13 protein-coding genes are annotated in these 15,435 nt (G+C 74.3%); all 13 read right to left on the reverse strand.

The genetic code is table 11. The annotated features are described in order from the left end of the window. Positions 1 to 45: 45 nt before the first annotated feature. The 13 genes from yicI to ACTWQH_RS00825 all read right to left on the reverse strand — a co-directional run bounded on the left by yicI (position 46) and on the right by ACTWQH_RS00825 (position 15,434). Positions 46 to 2,337, reverse strand: coding sequence for an alpha-xylosidase (yicI, locus tag ACTWQH_RS00765; RefSeq protein ID WP_443284281.1), 2,292 nt, complete (start codon positions 2,335 to 2,337; stop codon positions 46 to 48). After that, complete coding sequence (locus ACTWQH_RS00770) at positions 2,334 to 3,725, reverse strand: GH1 family beta-glucosidase (RefSeq protein ID WP_443284282.1); 1,392 nt, start codon at positions 3,723 to 3,725, stop codon at positions 2,334 to 2,336. Before ACTWQH_RS00770 ends, yicI begins: the two co-directional genes overlap by 4 nt. Positions 3,726 to 3,775: 50 nt before the next feature. Then, positions 3,776 to 4,615, reverse strand: a complete 840-nt coding sequence (locus ACTWQH_RS00775; RefSeq protein WP_443284283.1) for a carbohydrate ABC transporter permease — start codon at positions 4,613 to 4,615, stop codon at positions 3,776 to 3,778. A gap of 39 nt (positions 4,616 to 4,654) precedes the next feature. Continuing rightward, the gene (locus ACTWQH_RS00780) at positions 4,655 to 5,632 is read right to left on the reverse strand and encodes a carbohydrate ABC transporter permease (protein WP_443284284.1); all 978 of its coding nucleotides are present in this window, start codon (positions 5,630 to 5,632) and stop codon (positions 4,655 to 4,657) included. A gap of 10 nt (positions 5,633 to 5,642) precedes the next feature. Then, a complete protein-coding gene (locus ACTWQH_RS00785) occupies positions 5,643 to 6,824 on the reverse strand; it encodes a sugar ABC transporter substrate-binding protein (RefSeq protein WP_443284285.1) in 1,182 nt (393 codons plus the stop codon). A 149-nt stretch (positions 6,825 to 6,973) separates the two neighbouring features. After that, the gene (locus ACTWQH_RS00790) at positions 6,974 to 8,041 is read right to left on the reverse strand and encodes a LacI family DNA-binding transcriptional regulator (RefSeq protein ID WP_443284286.1); all 1,068 of its coding nucleotides are present in this window, start codon (positions 8,039 to 8,041) and stop codon (positions 6,974 to 6,976) included. Between the two features lie 151 nt (positions 8,042 to 8,192). Continuing rightward, positions 8,193 to 9,431 carry an NADase-type glycan-binding domain-containing protein gene (locus ACTWQH_RS00795; protein WP_443284287.1) on the reverse strand — a complete coding sequence of 413 codons (1,239 nt, stop codon included), beginning with the start codon at positions 9,429 to 9,431 and terminating at the stop codon, positions 8,193 to 8,195. Continuing rightward, positions 9,428 to 10,036 (reverse strand): phage tail protein, encoded by a 609-nt coding sequence (locus ACTWQH_RS00800; RefSeq protein ID WP_443284288.1) that lies wholly within the window; start codon positions 10,034 to 10,036, stop codon positions 9,428 to 9,430. The genes ACTWQH_RS00795 and ACTWQH_RS00800 overlap by 4 nt, the downstream gene beginning before the upstream one ends. Beyond that, positions 10,036 to 12,009, reverse strand: a complete 1,974-nt coding sequence (locus tag ACTWQH_RS00805) for a putative baseplate assembly protein (protein ID WP_443284289.1) — start codon at positions 12,007 to 12,009, stop codon at positions 10,036 to 10,038. Before ACTWQH_RS00805 ends, ACTWQH_RS00800 begins: the two co-directional genes overlap by 1 nt. Next, positions 12,006 to 12,428, reverse strand: a complete 423-nt coding sequence (locus tag ACTWQH_RS00810) for a GPW/gp25 family protein (RefSeq protein WP_443284290.1) — start codon at positions 12,426 to 12,428, stop codon at positions 12,006 to 12,008. Before ACTWQH_RS00810 ends, ACTWQH_RS00805 begins: the two co-directional genes overlap by 4 nt. A gap of 5 nt (positions 12,429 to 12,433) precedes the next feature. Continuing rightward, the gene (locus ACTWQH_RS00815; protein WP_443284291.1) at positions 12,434 to 12,709 is read right to left on the reverse strand and encodes a PAAR domain-containing protein; all 276 of its coding nucleotides are present in this window, start codon (positions 12,707 to 12,709) and stop codon (positions 12,434 to 12,436) included. A 78-nt stretch (positions 12,710 to 12,787) separates the two neighbouring features. After that, a complete protein-coding gene (locus ACTWQH_RS00820) occupies positions 12,788 to 14,653 on the reverse strand; it encodes a VgrG-related protein (protein WP_443284292.1) in 1,866 nt (621 codons plus the stop codon). A 16-nt stretch (positions 14,654 to 14,669) separates the two neighbouring features. Continuing rightward, entirely contained in the window at positions 14,670 to 15,434 is a 765-nt protein-coding gene (locus tag ACTWQH_RS00825; RefSeq protein ID WP_443284293.1) for a CIS tube protein, read from the reverse strand. Between the last annotated feature and the right edge of the window lies 1 nt (position 15,435).

Genomic DNA, 15,435 nt, shown 5'->3' on the forward strand with positions numbered 1-15,435 from the left:
CCCGCGGGGCACCCGGTCATGCGGCCGTCACGCCGCCGCCACGCGTCAGGCCTCCGCCGTCGCCAGGGACACCGAGGCGGCGCCGTCGGCCACCGCCACCGGCTCGCCGTGCCCGCCGGGCCCGGCCAGCCGCACCCGCCACGGGCCGGGCGCGTGCTCCGCCTCCACGGTGACCGTGCCGCCCTCCCGGCGGGTGCGGAAGACGGCGGCCGTCGAGCCGTCCGGCGCCGGGACGCGGGTGATCACCTCCGCGCCGTCGGCCAGGCCGTGCACGTGCAGCGTCACGCCGTGCGCCCAGTCGTACGCCGCCTGCTCCTCGCCCGCGCCGAAGGGGATCACCGAGCCGGGGCGGGCCAGCAGCGGCAGGCTGTCGAAGCCGAAGCGCTCGCGCCGCCAGCCGGGCCCGGTGACCTGCTCGCCCGACAGCAGGTGGGTCCAGGTGCCCTCGGGCACGTAGTACTCCACCGTGCCGTCCTCGGAGAAGACCGGCGCCACCAGGATGTCGTCGCCGAGCATGTACTGCCGGTCCAGGGTGTGGCACGCCGGGTCGTCCGGGAACTCCAGCAGCATCGCGCGCATCACCGGCGTCCCCTGCTCGTGGGCCTGGCTCGCCGCCCGGAACAGGTAGGGCATCAGCCGCAGCTTCAGCCGGGTGAAGTCGCGGGTGACGGTCACGGCCTCCTCGTCGTAGTCCCACGGCACCCGGTAGGAGCCGCTGCCGTGCAGGCGGCTGTGGGAGGACAGCAGCCCGAACTGCACCCACCGCTTGAAGACCGCCGGGGTCGGCGTGCCCTCGAAGCCGCCGATGTCGTGGCTCCAGAACCCGAAGCCGGACAGGCCCAGCGACAGCCCGCCCCGCAGCGACTCGGCCATCGCGGGGAACGTGGACTCGCAGTCGCCGCCCCAGTGGACCGGGAACTGCTGCCCGCCCGCCGTCGCCGAGCGGGCGAAGAGCACCGCCTCACCCTCGCCGCGCAGCTCGCTCAGCGCCTGGAAGACCGTCTCGTTGTACAGCTGCGTGTAGTAGTTGTGCATCAACGCCGGGTCGGAGCCGTCGTGCCACACCACGTCGGTGGGGATCCGCTCGCCGAAGTCGGTCTTGAAGCAGTCCACGCCCTGCCCGGCCAGCGTCCGCAGCTTGCCGGCGAACCAGGTCCGCGCGTCCGGGTTGGTGAAGTCCACCAGGCCCATCCCGGCCTGCCACTGGTCCCACTGCCACACGTCGCCGCTCGCCGTGCGCACCAGGTACCCGTGCCGCCTGGCCTCGTCGAACAGCGGGGACTTCTGCCCGATGTAGGGGTTGATCCACACCGAGATCCTCAGGCCCTGCTCCTTCAGGCGGCGCAGCATCCCCTCCGGGTCGGGGAAGACCTCCGGGTCCCAGGTGAAGTCGCACCACTGGTAGGCCCGCATCCAGAAGCAGTCGAAGTGGAAGACACCCAGCGGGATGTCGCGCTCGGCCATGCCGCGCACGAACCGGCCCACGGTCTCCTCGTCGTAGTCGGTGGTGAAGGAGGTCGACAGCCACAGCCCGAAGGACCAGGCGGGCGGCAGCGCGGGCCGCCCGGTCAGCGCCGTGTAGCGCCGCAGGATCTCCTTGGGCGTCGGGCCGTAGATCACCAGGTACTCCAGCGACTGGTCCTCGACGCTGAACTGGACCTGCCCCACCGACTCGGAGGCGATCTCGTACGACACCAGGCCCGGGTGGTTGACGAAGACGCCGTAGCCCTGGTTGGTGAGGTAGAGCGGCACGTTCTTGTACGCCTGCTCGCTGGAGGTGCCGCCGTCCGCCATCCACACGTCCACCACCTGGCCGTTCTTCACGAACGGCGTGAACCGCTCGCCCAGCCCGTACACCAGCTCGCCGATGCCGAGGGAGAGCTGCGCGAGCACGTGGTGGCGGCCGTCGCCCGTGGTGGCGAAGCCGGTGCCGCGCTTCTCGGCGGAGGTCAGGACGCGGCCCTCGGCGGTGAAGTCCAGCCGCCAGGGCGCGTCGGCGTCCAGCCGCACCGCGAGCGAGCCGCTGGACAGCTCCAGCACCGAGCCGTCCCGGGAGGCCTTCCCGGCGTGGCCGGTCTCGGGGCTCAGCCGGAACGCCGGGCCCCGCTCGGCCCGGCCGGCGTGGTGCGTGGCGCGCACGCCGATCACGCCCTCGGCGGGGGAGAAGCACTCCACGGTCAGCAGCGGGCTGTTGAGGGTGTTGCCGCGGCGTTCCACCGGCCGCACGGCGGCGTACAGCGTCAGCCGGTCCTCCGCGACCCGCGCGTCGACCAGCTGCTGGGCGTAGGAGGCGTCCACGCCCTCGCGCATCAGCCAGTAGCCGTCCGTGAACTTCATGGGGTGGTCTCCTTGCGGTGGTGCTCGATCATGTCCCGGTACCAGCGGTAGCTGTCCTTGGGAAGGCGCTGAAGGGTGTCGTAGTCGACGCGGACCAGGCCGAAGCGGCGCTCGTAGCCGAAGGCCCACTCGAAGTTGTCCAGCAGCGACCAGACGTAGTAGCCGCGCACGTCCACGCCCGCGTCGATGGCGGCGGACACGGCGGCCAGGTGGTCGCGCAGGTACGCGACGCGGTCGGAGTCGTGCACCTGGCCGCTCTGGGAGACGACGTCCGCCTCGGCCGAGCCGTTCTCCGTGATGACCACCGGCGGCAGCGTGGGGTAGCGCCGCACCAGGTCGGTCAGCAGCTCGGTGAAGGACTCCGGCACCACCGGCCAGCCCATGGTGGTGCGGCGCACGTCGTCCCGCATCGTCTCCGCCGTCCGGATGTCCACCGCCGTGCGGGTGGCCGGGTCCGGGTCGGCGTACGGGGCGTCGACGATCGTCGTCGGCCGGTAGTAGTTGACGCCGACGAAGTCCAGCGGCTCCCCGATGATCGCCAGGTCCCCGTCCTCGCGGTAGGAGCCGTCGGCCATCTCGCCCCAGGTCTGCGCCTCGAACGCGGGGTAGCGCCCGGCGAACAGCGGGTCGAGCCATACCTCGTTGTGCAGGGTCTCCGCCCGGCGCACCGCCATCAGGTCCGTCGGCGCGGCGGTGGCGGGCACCAGCCGGTCCGGGTTGAGGGCGATGCCGACCTCGTCCGCGCCCGCCGCGCGCAGCGCCCGCACCGCCAGGCCGTGCCCGACCAGCAGGTGGTGCGCGGCGGCCAGCGCGCCGCGCCCCTCGCGCGCCCCGGGCGCGTGGCGGCCGATCGCGTAGCCCACGAACGCCGTGCAGAACGGCTCGTTGAGGGTGATCCAGCGGTCCACCCGGTCGCCGAGCCGCGCCACGACGAGCCCGGTGTACTCGGCGAAGCGCTCGGCCGTCTCCCGCACCCGCCAGCCGCCCCGGTCCTCCAGCGCCTGCGGCAGGTCCCAGTGGTAGAGCGTCGCGGCCGGGGCGATGCCGACGGCCAGCAGCTCGTCCACCAACCGGTCGTAGAAGTCCAGGCCGGCGGCGTTGGCCGGGCCGCTGCCCTCGGGCTGGACGCGCGGCCAGGCGACGGAGAAGCGGTAGCTGTCCACGCCCAGGCCCGCCAGCAGGGCGACGTCCTCGAGGTAGCGGTGGTAGTGGTCGCAGGCGACGTCCCCGGTGTCGCCGTTCAGCACCCGCCCCGGCTCGCGGCAGTAGGTGTCCCAGATGGACGGGCCCCGCCCGTCGGCGTCGTGGGCCCCCTCTATCTGGTAGCTCGCGGTGGCCGCGCCGAAGAAGAAGCCCTCGGGGAAGCGCGGAAAGTCGTCTGCGGTCATGGTGCCCTTCTACTCCTGACTCGGTGAGCGTGACATGCGGACTGTGTCGGCTACTTCAGGGAGCCGTCGGCGATCCCGGCGGCGATGTACCGCTGGGCGACGACCAGCAGCACGGCGGCCGGGACGGCGGAGAGCACGGCCGTGGCCATGACCGCGCCCCAGTCGGTGACGTGGGCGCCGATGAACTGATAGATGCCCAGGGTCACCGGCCGCACGTCTTCGGTGGTGTTCAGCGTCAGCGCGAAGATGAAGTCGGCCCACGCGAAGAGGAACGCGAACAGGCCGGCCGTGATGAGGGCGTTGCGGCTCATCGGCAGCACGATGCGGACGAACGCCGTGAAGCGGTTGGCGCCGTCCACCATCGCCGCCTCGATGACCTCGCCCGGGATCGACACCATGAACGCCCGCAGCAGCACGATGGCGAACGGCAGGCCGAGCGAGGCGTCGGCCAGGATCAGCCCCAGGTAGGAGTTGATCAGCCGCATCTCGGCGTAGGCGCTGTAGAGGGCGTTGGCCACGACGATGCCGGGCACCATCTGCGTGATCAGCGTGCCGAAGACGATGGTGCGGCTGCCGCGCAGCCCGAACTGCGCCAGCCCGTACGCCGCGGGCGCCGCCAGCGCGAGGCACACGGCCGTCGCGCCGAGCGCCACCACCAGGCTGGTGACCAGCGAGCCGCCCTGAGAGTCGAGGGCGGCCTCGAAGTTGTCCAGGCTCGGCGAGGCCGGGATCAGGTCGGCGTCGGCGATGGTGCCGTGCGGCTGGAGGGCGGTGGAGAGCATCCAGTACACGGGGAAGAGCATCACGGCCAGGATGAGCAGCGCGGCGGCGGTGTTCCAGCCGCGTCGCAGCCGGGTGCGGGCCGGGGCGCGGCCCGCGGCGCGGCTCATGGTCCGGTTCGTCGTCCGTTGCGTGGTCCCGTTCATGGGTCACTTCCCCTTGCCCAGGTCGGCGCGGTTGATCCGCAGGTACAGCACGGCGAAGACCGCGCTGATGAGGATGAGGACGTTGCCGACCACGGCGCCGGCGCCGAAGTCGAGCTGGAGGAACGACAGCTGGTAGGTGAGGGTGCCCAGCGTCTGCGTCGAGTCCGCCGGGCCGCCGCCGGTCAGCGCCAGGATCAGGTCGAGGATCTTGATCGTCGACATGAAGCCCAGCACCAGCACCACCGTCACCACCGGGCGCAGCATCGGCAGCGTGATGCTGCGGAAGGTGCGCCAGGGGCTGGCGCCGTCCAGCGCGGCGGCCTCGTACAGCTCGCGCGGGATCTCCTGCAGCCCGCCGTAGAGGATCACCATGTTGAACGGGATGCCGATCCAGATGTTCACCAGGACCGCCGACAGCAGCGCCACGCTGGGGCTGGACAGCCACGGCACGCCGTCGCCGGAGAGGCCGATGGTCTCCAGGAAGCTGTTGAGGACGCCGTGCTCCTCGTCCATGATGCGCCGCCACACCACGGCCGAGACCACCATCGGCACCAGCCAGGGCAGCAGCAGCACGGCGCGGATGAAGCCGGAGAGGCGGAAGTGGCGGGAGAAGAAGACCGCCAGGCCCAGGCCGATGGTGAACTGGCCGACGAGCGAGCCGACGGTGAAGAGCATCGTCTGCGCGAGCGCGTCGCCGAACAGCTCGTTGTCGAAGACCTTCCGCCAGTTCTCCAGGCCGTTGAAAGGCGCCTCGCCGGTGAAGTAGGTGCGGGGCGTGTACTCCTGGAAGCTCATCAGCACGTTGCGGACGAGCGGATAGCCGAAGAACGCCAGCAGGTAGGCGAGCGCGGGCGTGACGAAGAGCCACTGGTAGAGGCGGCGGCGGGCCGCGCCCGGCCGCCTGGCGGCGCGGCGGGGCGCCGGCTCGGCCGCGTCCCCTCCCTTGCCGCCCGGTGCGGTGGTGACCGTGGTGCTGCTCATGATGTCGTCCTCACTCTCCCGCCGTGGCCTGGCGCTGGGCGTCGTCCAGGGCCTCCTCGGGCGAGGAGCGGCCGGTCAGCACGGACTGGAACGCCCCGGCGAGCGCCGTCTCCACCACCGGCCAGCGCGTCCCGACCTCGCCGGTGCGCGAGCGGGCGGTCCGGACGAGGTCGGCGAAGGCCGACAGCTTGGGCTGGTTCTCCCGGTAGGCCTGCGCGGCGTCGTCACGGGTCGGCACGTTGTTGACCCGCTCGCCCCAGGCGAGCTGGTTCTCCGAAGAGTTCAGGCAGTTGAGGATCTTCGCGGCGTTCTCCTCGCGCCCGCGGTCGCCGTCCTCGTTCTTCGGGATGGTCATGACCGTGCCGCCGATCGGCGGCACCGGGTCCTGCCCGGCCTCGGGGACCGGGATGCCGGCCACCGCCCAGTCCACCTCGTCCTGGGCGTCGAGCACCGGCACCTGCCACGGGCCGTTGATCATCATCGCGGCCCGGCCGGAGAGGAACTGGTCGTTGACGTCCTGCTGGTTCCAGTTGACGACCGAGCGGGAGACCGAGCCCGCGTCCACCAGGTCCTTCCACAGCTGGAGCGCGGGCGCGCCGGCGCCGTCGTCGAGGTGGGCCTCGTCGCCGCCCGCCGTCCAGAAGAACGGCAGGAACTGGTAGACGCCGTCCGCGTTCGGGCTGGCGCTGAACGCCATGCCGTAGGTGTCGCCCCGGGTGAGCGCGGCCGCGGTCGACTCCAGCTCCTCCCAGGTGGCCGGCGGCTCCAGACCGGCGTCGGCCAGCATCTCGGTGTTGTAGATCAACGCCAGCGAGTTGACCGAGCGGGCCACCCCGTACTGGGCGCCGTCGAAGGAGCCCATGGCCACGGCGCTGTCGGAGAAGACCGAGGTGTCGACGCCGACCTCCCGAAGCGGGCGCAGCCCGTCGGTCTCGGCGAACTGCGGCAGCTCCGAGCCGTCCAGCTCCAGGATGTCGGGCAGCGAGTTGGAGGACGCCATCCGCAGGGCCTGGGAGGCGACCTGGTCGGCGGGGACGCTGATCTGCTCGACGTTCAGGCCGAGCGGCTCGGCGCAGCGGTCGAAGAAGTCCTGGTTGGCGTCGTGCTCGGCGGTGTCCGTCGCCGAGTTGAGGACGGTGACGGTGTCGGCGTCCGGCTTGGCCGCGCAGGCGGACAGGACCGTCGCGGCCATGGCCGCGACGAGGGTCAGGGCCGTTGCCGGAACGGTTCTGCGCGGGAGGCGCCCGCGGTGTCCGGCGTGCCCTGTGCGGGGTGTGTGCATGGCTGGGGTCTCTTCGGTCGACGGCTCGGGCTGCGTGCGGCTGCCGCGTGGCGCGGCGGTCAGGGCGCGTGGGCGCGCGCCGGGGGCGGGGCGACGGAGGGGCCCTCGGCGAACCGGGGCGGGATCAGCTCGTGGCCGGGCTCCGGGCGTTCGCCGGCCACGCCGGGGGAGGAGCGGCGCGAGGCGACGGCGTCCACCGCGAGCTGGACGACGGCGGCCGACATCCGGCCCACCGGCAGGTCGATGCGCGGAAGGGCGCGCAGGCTCGGGTCCTCCGGCAGGGTGCCCACCGGCAGCACCGTCAGCTCGCCGGGCACCCGCAGGCCGAGCGCGGCCACCTCGTTCAGCACCACCGGCAGCAGGAGCACGTACTGCATGACCAACGCCGTCGGCGCGGGCCCGCCGGGCGAGGGCGAGGCGAGCATCCGCCGCAGCAGGGCGCGCAGCCGCTCCGGGTCGCTCGGGGTGGGGTGGATCGTGACCTCGGCGCCGCTGTGCCGCGCGGCCCGCTCGGCCCCGGCCAGGCCGTGCAGGGCGTAGCCGCGTCGGGAGTCGATCTCGCGGTCGGCCGAGGCGAGGAACGCGATGCGCCGGTGGCCGCCCGCGGCGGCCTCGCGCACCGCGAGGTCCACCGCCGCCGCCCAGTCGAGGTCGACCCACGGCAGCTCCCGCTCCTGCAGCTCGTCGCCGTGGCCCAGCAGGGCGGCGGGGAAGCCGAGTTCGCGCAGCGCCGAGACCCGGGGGTCGTCCTGCCGCACCGCCATCAGCACCGCCGCGTCGGCCAGACCGCTGCCCGCGATCCGGCGCAGCCCGGCGACGCCGTCGGGGTCGGTCAGCATCAGCACGTCGTAGCCGTGGCCGCGGGCGGCGTCGCTGATCTCGATCGCGAACCGCCCGTCCACGGCGCGGTACTTGCCCGGGAGGCGGGGCGCGGCCAGGACGAGCACGTCGCTGCGCGCGCTGCGCAGCGTGCGGGCGCTGGCCCTGGGGTGGTAGCCGAGCTCCGCAATGGCCGTGCGCACGGCCTTCCGCGTCTCGTCGGAGATCTTGCGGGAGCCGCTCAGGACGTACGAGACGGTGCTGGGCGCGACGCCCGCCCGCTCCGCGACGTCCTTGATGGTGGCCATTCCCGCTCCTTCGCGGCGTTCGCGCCGTGTCGGCTACCTCTGTGCCCGTCGTCGAAGCGCTTCGTCGAATCGATTCGACTTCGGCGACGGCAGGGATCGTATGCACACGCTCCCCGGCGGGGCAAGACCCTGCCGGAGCCGACGGCGGGCGTCAGCGGTGCCCGAAGAACTCCACCTCCGCCACCGCCATGCGGCGATCGGGGTCCTCGCCGTAGCCCGCCCGGACGGTGAGCGTGATGGACGTCACGTCCGAGGCGCGCACCTGGAAGGTCTGCCCCTCCGGCTCGTCCCGCAGGCTGATCTCCTCCCGCGTCTCCTCGCCGTTCTCGCTGGTGAGGGTGAGGGTGATCTCCGACGGCCTGGCCTGGTCGATGAACTCGTCCCGCCGGGTCGAGACGCCTGGCGTGACGATCAGTGAGGTGAGGTCCACCGGCTCGTCGAAGCGCGCCACGAGGAACTCGCCGCTCGCCCGGCCGGTCTCGTCGGGCGCCCAGTAGCGGTTGCTGAAGCCGTCGAACGCCGCGCGCGCCGGGTGGCCGGGCGCCTCGCTGGAGGACTCCGCGGCGCCGGGCGCCAGCGGCTCCGGGTCGGAGGTCTGGTCCCGCGCGAAGTCGAAGAGGTCGGCGAGCTGGTCGCGCCCGAACCAGGCGGCGACGGCCAGCAGCACCAGCAGCACCGGCCACAGCAGGCGAGGGCGGCGGCGCGCGCGGTGCTCCGGCCGGGTCCCGGCGGCGAGCGGGCGGGCGGGGCCGGGGCGGCGGAGGATCCGCCGCCACCAGGGCGGGCGGCGGCCCGGGCCCGGCACGACCGGTGCGCGGTCGGGGGCGGCGAGCGGCGCGCCGCAGCGCTGGCACAGGGAACGCTCCGGGGGGTTCTGGGAGTGGCAGCGCAGGCAGATCCGGGCCAGGACGGGCTCGGGGGCCGGAGCGGGGGAAGCGGGCGCGGGCGGCTCGCCGGGCGGGTGGACGGGGCCGTCATCGGCACCGTCGCCCGGGCGCCGCAGCCCGAGCGGGTGCGGGTCCTGGCCGGAGTCCGGCGGCGGCGCGGCGGACCGCGCCCACGTGGGGCCGGCGGCCGGACCCGGCGTAGACGCGGGCGGCTGCGGCTGCGGCTGCGGCTGCGGTTGGGGCGGCCGCGCCTCGGGCTCCGGCCGCGCCGGTGCGGGGGCCTGGGGCGTGGGTTGCGCTGCCGGCACCGGATCGGCGGTGGGCTGGGGCGGCGCGGCCGCCGGCGCGGCCGCCGGTGCGGCCGGTGCCGGAGAGGGGCTCGGCGGCGCGGCGGGGCGTTCCTCCTCGCCGCCCACCGGCTCCTCCCACTCCAGGAACGCCTGGCAGGAGGCGCAGAACTGCGCGCCCTCCGGGTTGCGGTGCCCGCACTCGGGACAGGTCACGGCGCCTCGGCCTCCGTTCCGTCGTCGTTCTCGCCCCCACCGTTCTCCGCGGCGCCGCCCGGCTCGCCCTCCGGGACGATCTCCAGCCGGTACGCCACGTGCGCCGGAACCTCGCCCGCGACCAGCCGCTCCAGCCGCCCCCGGTCCACTCGCGCCGGGTCGGCCACCCGCAGCCGCACCCGCACCCAGGGCCGCGCCGCCCCCGGCAGCGTGCCCCCGGGCGTCGCCGACCACGTCGTGCCGCCGCTCTCGGTGATCTCCGGCTCCACCCCGGTCTCCAGCCGGACCGCCGCCGCCAGCCCCGCCACCGTGCCGCGCCGCCGGTGCCGCACCACCGCCCCCGACACCACCGCCCGCCGCTGGTTGACCGGCCGCTCCTGGTCCACCTCGACCGCCACCCATCCGGCCAGCCAGGCGAGGAGGTCCTCCGGGGCGGTGCGCGGATGCAGGTGTGCGGGCAGGTTGTCCAGCGTCAGCAGCACTGGCGCCAGCACCTCGTCCAGCGCGGCGAGGAACCGCCGCAGGAAGTCGTCGTCCCCGTAGACGGCGGGGAGCCGGTGGATCAGCGGGTGCGGCGAGCGCAGCCCCGGAACCGTGCCGCGCATCAGCCGCCCTCCCGCACCCGCAGCTGATGCCCGTAGGAGAACACCAGCGCGTGCCGCCCCAGCTCGATCCGGGCCGTGGGCTCCGAGCGCTGCCCGGTCACCGGGTCGGCGGCGAACAGCCGCACGTCCTCGACGAGATCGACCCCCGCCACCTGCTGCAGCACGGCGAAGACCTCGCCCGAGTGGACCGGCCGCCCGAACGGCCACCCCTGCCCCTCGGGCCCGCCGGAGAGCGGGTTGAAGTAGCTGTACAGCGCGGTCAGGGCCTCCTCGCGCAGCGGCTCCGCGGACGCCCCGCGCCCGGCCCGCACCGTCGCGACGACGGTCACGCCCTGGTAGAACGGCGGCTCCACCACCAGCCGCGTGCCGATCGGGCGCCGCTCGTCCAGGTGGGCGGCGATCCTGGCGAGGGTCGCCTCGGGCGGGATCAGCTCCTCGAACCGCACCCTGCCCTGCTCGTCGCTGCGCCCGGCCGGCACCACCAGCAGCCGCACGCCCCCGGCGCCGTCCTCGCCCTGGCCCTCGCCCGAGCCGTCCCCGGCCGGCACGCACGCCACCCGCGCCGCGTCCGGCGCCACCTCGCGCGCCAGTTGCTCGTAGTCGTGCGGCACCACCGCCCGGTGCAGCGTCCGCAGCGTCATCGGCCCCCGCACCCGGGCGTTCTCGATCGTCTCGCCGTCCACGCCGCCCAGCGCCGGGCGCCGGTTCTCCACCCGCGCCACGAACGGCAGCGAGCTGCGCAGCACCCGCAGCGCGCCCCGCGCCACGTTCCCGCGCCGCCCGCCGCCCGTGCGGTAGGCGCGGACCCGGATCGGCGCCCCCTTCGGCGGCACCGCCCCGTACGCCCGCGCGCTGCCGTCGGCCTCCCGCACCGCCGGGCCGAAGTCCACCTCGCCGGAGTTCGGGTCGAGCGTGACGTGCCGGTCGTAGACCGTCGAGTGCGCGAAGTTGTCCACCCGCGTCCACTCCACCCAGCCCGCGCCCTCCCCGACCTCGACGACGAAGGGCTCCTCGCCCGGCACCACCGGCGGCCTGGCCACCCGGAGGCGCTGCCCGGGCAGCCCCTCCGACAGGCCCAGGATCTCCTCGGTGACGGTCTCGGCGTGGATGGCCTCCACCGTGCCGCCGATGGTGAACGCCGACACCTGACGCACCGTCGGCGGCGCCACGTACGTCGGCTGCCCCGCCGCCGAGGGCAGCAGGCGGCAGCGCACCCAGCCGCCGGACTGCCGCGCCACCACCGACACCGCGTGCTCCGCCGGCACGTGCAGGATCACCTCGCCCGCCTTGTTGAAGCCGCCGGTGTCGTCCTTGGCGACCTCGCAGGGCACCCAGCCGCTGCCGTCCCACGCCTCCCACAGCACCGGCGGGCGGCGCGGGTCCACGCCCACGCCCTCCACGCGGCTGTCCATCCGCAGCACCAGCGCGCAGCCGGGCACCGGGTTGGACAGCCCCAGGTACAGGCAGTCCCCGGGCGTGGGCGCGGCGTTGAAGCACGGCACGTCCTGGCCGAGCGCCAGCTCCTCGGAACGGTCGACGGCCTCGCCGGTGGCGTACCAGGTCGCCAGGTGCGCCAGCTCGCACGGCACCACCGACAGCTGCTGGGTGGTGGTGAAGACCACCGCCTCCTCCGTCTCGGTGCGCACCGTCGCCACCTCCGTGCCCGCCCGGACGCGCACCGGCTCCGGCTGCGGCGCCGACAGCCAGAACGTCACCTCGGTGCGGGCCGCCGTCGGCGGGTACAGCCGCACCCCGATGAGGTCGAGGAACGCCAGGTAGTTCTTGTCGGGCACCCGGTTGAGGCGGTAGAGCAGCTGGTCCACCATGGTGGCGAACGCCTCGATGAGCGTGACGCCCGGATCGTGCACGTTGTGGTCGGTCCACTCCGGGCAGCGCTGCTGCACCAGCCGCTTCGCCTCGTCCACCAGGCCCTGGAAGCGGCGGTCGTCCAGGTTCGGGCTGGGCAGCGTCACGTCGTGTCCTCCCCTGACGTCTCGTCGTGGTGCGGGATCACGTAGAACGGGAAGACGAGGTTGCGCGGGTCGTTGGCGCCGCGCACCGCGTAGCTGATGTCGATGTACAGCACTCCCTTGTCCGCCTCGTCGAACCGCACCGCCACGTCCGCCACGTCGATGCGCGGCTCCCACCGCTCCAGCGCCAGGCGCACCTCGTAGGCGAGCTGCCCGGCGGTGCCCGCGTCGGCGGGCGCGAAGACGTAGTCGTTCAGCGGGCAGCCGAACTCCGGCCGCATCTCCCGCTCGCCCGGCGCCGTGGTGAGGATCAGCCGGATCGCCTCCTCGATCTCCCGCTCGCCGCGCACCAGCGCGACGCTGCCGGTGGCGTCCGTGCGCGGCGGGAACGCCCACCCCGCGCCGATGAACTGCTCGGCCACGCCCCTCACCCCCCGATCAGCACGCTCTGGCAGCCCGCCGTGATCGGCGAGCCGCACCCCGTCACGTCGCCCACGCGCGCGGCGGGCTGACCCCCGATCAGCACGCCGGAACTGCCGGGCGGCGCGATCGGCGTCGGCGGGTGCGCGGCGGGCGAGGAGCACTGGTGCGAGGTGCCCACGGTGGCGGCGGGCTGGCCGCCGATGAGCACGGTGGGCACGCCGGGCCCCACGATGACCCCGGGGTGACCGGTCGGATCGCCGATCCGGGCCGCTGCTGGCATGACTCCGGCTCCTCTCTGGTCCGCTCTGGTCCGCTCTGGTCGTGTCCCGTCCGGTCCCGTCCGGTCCTGTCCGTCCACTCAGTTGATCTGCACCAGAGGCGCGTTGACGGAGAGCGAGCTGCCGCTCCTGACCTCGGTGCGGGCCGTGCCGTTCACCGTCACCTGGTTGCCCTTGACGTCCACCGAGCCGCCGGTGTTCAGCGTCAGCGAGCCGTTGCCGCCGTCCACCTCGACGCCGCCGCGCGCGGTCAGCTTCACCGCGTCCCCGGTCAGCTCCAGCGACCCGCCGCCGGCGTCCAGCACGACGCCCTCGCCGCTGATCGACACCTGCTTGGCCGCCTCGATGCGCACCGTGCCGTCGCTGGAGACGACGATCTCCGTGGCGTTGCGGTCCAGGGAGATGGTGAGCTTCCCGTCGCCGGTGCGCAGCCGCACGCCCTGCGGCCCGCCCGCCGCGTCCAGCAGCTCCACCTTGTTGCCGCCCTTGGACGCCAGCGCCCGCCGGTTGACGGCGCCGGACGTCGGATCGACCGCCTCCTCGCCCGGCGCGCCGCCCCCGCCCGCGCCGCCGCCCGGCTTGTCCTGCCCGTTGAAGAGCCCGGCCAGCACGTACGGCCGGTCCAGGTGCCCCTGCTCGAAGCCGACCAGCACCTCGTCGCCGACCTCGGGGATGAACGCCTCCCCGCCGCCGGTGCCGGACGCCTGCGCCGTCCTGGCCCAGTCGCTGGCGTACTCGTCCGACAGCCACGGGAAGCGCACCTTCACCCGGCCCAGGCCCTCGGGGTCCTTGGTGTCGGTCACCGTGCCGTTGGCCAGCCCGGCGTGCCGCCCGACGCCCCCGGCCCCGCCAGCCGTCAGGCCGAACAGCGAGCGCTCCTGCTGGCCGGAGACGGTGAGCCACGTCTCGTAGCCGCGCAGCGGGTCGAAGACGTGCCGCGAGGAGGTGACCGTGTACCGGCCCTCGAACGGCGCGCCCACCCCGGTCAACGTCACCGCGCCGCCCGCCCGCACCGACGGGTTGCCCCGGATCACCGCCTCCAGCTCGGCGAACGAGCCCGCGATCCGCGCGGCCAGCGCCTCGGCCGCCTGGTCCACCTCCGCCTGGCTGGCGTACGGCGCGTCGGTCACCGCCAGCGCCGCCTCGCCGAAGGCGCCCGTCACCTCCGCCGGGGTGGTGCCCAGCTCCAGCGTCGGAGCCGTGCCGGCCTGGGCACGGCCGATCACCGGCTGCTTGGTGCGCAGGTCCCAGCCCCGCACCTCCACCGTGCTGACCTGCTCCGCGGCGCTCACCCCGGCCCGGCACCGCAGCAGGTTGTCGCCCATCTCCAGCACCAGCGGGTCGGTCCGGGCGCGGGCGGAGGTGTCCGGCGCCGTGCCCGCCTCCGTCGGCTTGGCGACGTGCACCCGTCCCTCGGCCACGTACAGCTGGGCCCCGGCCTCCTCCACCAGCCCGCGCAGGAACTCCCAGTCGCTGATGTTGGGCTGCGCCACGTGCTCCAGCACCGGCCCGGCCACGTCCATGCGCCCCGGCTTCAGCCCGGCGCGCCGGGCCACCTGGGTGCAGATGTCGGTCAGCGTCATGTTCTGGTAGCTCGCCACCCGCCGGCCCCTGAACAGCAGGTGCGAGTCGTCCAGGCCACGCACGACCGTGAACGTGCCGGTGTCGTCGATCTCCACCTCCAGCGCGGTGACGCTGCCGGTCAGCAGCGGCTGGGGCGAGGGCCCGCCGTCGGCGCTGGCCAGCAGCCGCGCCTCGGTGCCGATGGCGACGCCCGCCTGCTGAAGCAGCGTGCGGCTGGGGTCGCGGAAGCGCAGCACGAACAGGTCGGGCAGCGTGCGGCTGTCGTCCACGTACGCCTCCACCAGCGTGTTCGCCAACGCCGGCGGCAGCGGGCGGCCTGCGAACTCCACCACCAGCGCCTTGGCTACGCTCTCGCCTGCCACGGGGCGCCCTCCCTCCTCAGCGGCCCAGCTCGTCGAGCGCGGGCAGCAGCAGCTCCCGGCCCTGCGCCAGCCGCATCGGGTCGTCGATGCCGTTGGTCTCGGCGATCACCCGCCACGCCGCCGGGTCGCCGTACTCCCGCCACGCCAGGTGCGGCAGCGTGTCCCCGGCCTGAACGCGGTGGACGCGGCGCGCGTGGAGCGTGCCGGAGGTCGGGTTCTGGGCCGGCGTCTCCCCGCTGATCTCCTCCACCGTCACCGCGCAGGTCGCGCGGATCGGCACCCCGGAGGTGGTGAAGAGGGTGTACTTGGCCTGCACCTGGGCGACGTAGCCGGGAAAGCCGGTCAGCCCGCCCCAGTGGAACACCACCCAGGGCGGGGACGAGCGCTGCTGCTGGCGGCTCTCGGACGTCGGCACGCAGCACGCCAGGAGCCGCTCGACCGCCGTCACCACGCTGGAGTCCTGCGTGTCGCTGGCGTCGAAGAACATCTCCACCGTCAGCTTGCTGGGCTGCGGCCCCTGGTACTCGGGCGGGCCCGCGCTCTTGGCGCCCTTGGCGGTGCTGCGCTTCCACTGCGCCGCCTTGGTCAGGCTCACCTCCTTGGGGTTGAACTGGAAGTCGATCCGCCCGCACGGCGCGCCCGGCGTCAGGCTGCCGCCGGCGGGCGGGGTCCGCAGCTCCAGATACGCGTGCTCCAGCTTCGGCCGGGCCGCCGCCCCGCCGCCGCCCGGCGCCGCCGGGCCACCGCTCCCGGCGGCGGTGAACGCCACGGGTGAGGTCACC

Origin of the sequence: Streptomyces sp. 6N223, assembly GCF_052246635.1 — a bacterium.
Classification (GTDB): domain Bacteria; phylum Actinomycetota; class Actinomycetes; order Streptomycetales; family Streptomycetaceae; genus Streptomyces.

Excerpts from the sequence above, each read along its gene's own strand:
- yicI (WP_443284281.1), bottom strand. The coding sequence starts at position 2,337 with ATGAAGTTCACGGACGGCTACTGGCTGATGCGCGAGGGCGTGGACGCC.
- ACTWQH_RS00770 (WP_443284282.1), bottom strand. The coding sequence starts at position 3,725 with ATGACCGCAGACGACTTTCCGCGCTTCCCCGAGGGCTTCTTCTTCGGC.
- ACTWQH_RS00775 (WP_443284283.1), bottom strand. The coding sequence starts at position 4,615 with ATGAGCCGCGCCGCGGGCCGCGCCCCGGCCCGCACCCGGCTGCGACGC.
- ACTWQH_RS00780 (WP_443284284.1), bottom strand. The coding sequence starts at position 5,632 with ATGAGCAGCACCACGGTCACCACCGCACCGGGCGGCAAGGGAGGGGAC.
- ACTWQH_RS00785 (WP_443284285.1), bottom strand. The coding sequence starts at position 6,824 with ATGGCCGCGACGGTCCTGTCCGCCTGCGCGGCCAAGCCGGACGCCGAC.
- ACTWQH_RS00790 (WP_443284286.1), bottom strand. The coding sequence starts at position 8,041 with ATGGCCACCATCAAGGACGTCGCGGAGCGGGCGGGCGTCGCGCCCAGC.
- ACTWQH_RS00800 (WP_443284288.1), bottom strand. The coding sequence starts at position 10,036 with ATGCGCGGCACGGTTCCGGGGCTGCGCTCGCCGCACCCGCTGATCCAC.
- ACTWQH_RS00815 (WP_443284291.1), bottom strand. The coding sequence starts at position 12,709 with ATGCCAGCAGCGGCCCGGATCGGCGATCCGACCGGTCACCCCGGGGTC.